This is a genomic window from Streptomyces sp. NRRL WC-3549, assembly GCF_000721935.1.
GTDB lineage: Bacteria > Actinomycetota > Actinomycetes > Streptomycetales > Streptomycetaceae > Streptomyces.
In genome coordinates, this window is sequence record NZ_KL585473.1 from 413 (window position 1) to 1278 (window position 866).

At 69.7% G+C, this 866-nt stretch carries 1 protein-coding gene; it reads right to left on the reverse strand.

Translation table 11 applies throughout. The features are described from left to right. Positions 1-803, reverse strand: an 803-nt coding sequence (locus tag IH13_RS39575) for an acyl carrier protein (protein WP_037843578.1), incomplete at its 3' end; no start/stop codon positions are given. Between the last annotated feature and the right edge of the window lie 63 nt (positions 804-866).

Here is an 866-nt window from a genome sequence, read left to right on the forward strand (position 1 = left end):
CCGGGGTCGAACTGGCCTGCGTCGTAAAGGAATCCACCTTCGATGGTCCTCGACTTGCCCTCCCGGCCGGCGTCGGATTCGTACATGCCGTCCAGGCTCCACCCGCGGTCGGTCGGGAATCCGGAGATCCCTTCCCCTGCCATGGAGACGAGGCGCCACAGGTCCTCCGGAGCGGTGACCCCGCCCGGGTAACGGCAGCTCATGCCGACGATCGCGATGGGTTCGTCGTCCGCGAAGCCCGCCACTCCCGTGATCGCTGCCGCTTCGGGTTCAGTCCCCCGTGCCTCGTCCAACAGGAACTCGGCGAGCACGGCAGGAGTGGGGTAGTCGAAGACCAGGGTCGCGGGCAGCCGCAGCCCGGTCGCCGCGTTGAGCCGGTTTCGGAGCTCGACGGCTGTCAGGGAATCGAAGCCCAGTTCCTTGAAAGCATGCCTGGACTTGATCGACTCGCTCGACGCGTACCCAAGGACCGCCGCGACCTGGGTGCGCACCAAGCCGTCGACGAGACGAGTCCGCTCTTCCTCCGTCAGGCCCTTCAGCCGTGCGGCGAAGCCCGACTCGGATTCACCGGACTTCGCGGTGCGGCGGCCAGGAACGCGTACGAGTGCCCGGAAGAGAGGCGGCACACCTTCGGTCGCAGCCCGCTTGCGCCACACAGGGAGGTCGAGCCGTACCGGAACCACGGCCGCGCGGTCGAGTCCCGCAGCGGCGTCGAGCAGTGCCAGGCCCTCGTCCACCGACAGCGGCGGTACACCGGAGCGGGCCATGCGCTGGGTGTCGGCGTCGTCGAGGCGCCCGAGCATCCCACTTTCCGCCCAGGGCCCCCAGGCCAGCGACTGGCCCGCCAGCCCTTCCGCCCGCCGGAC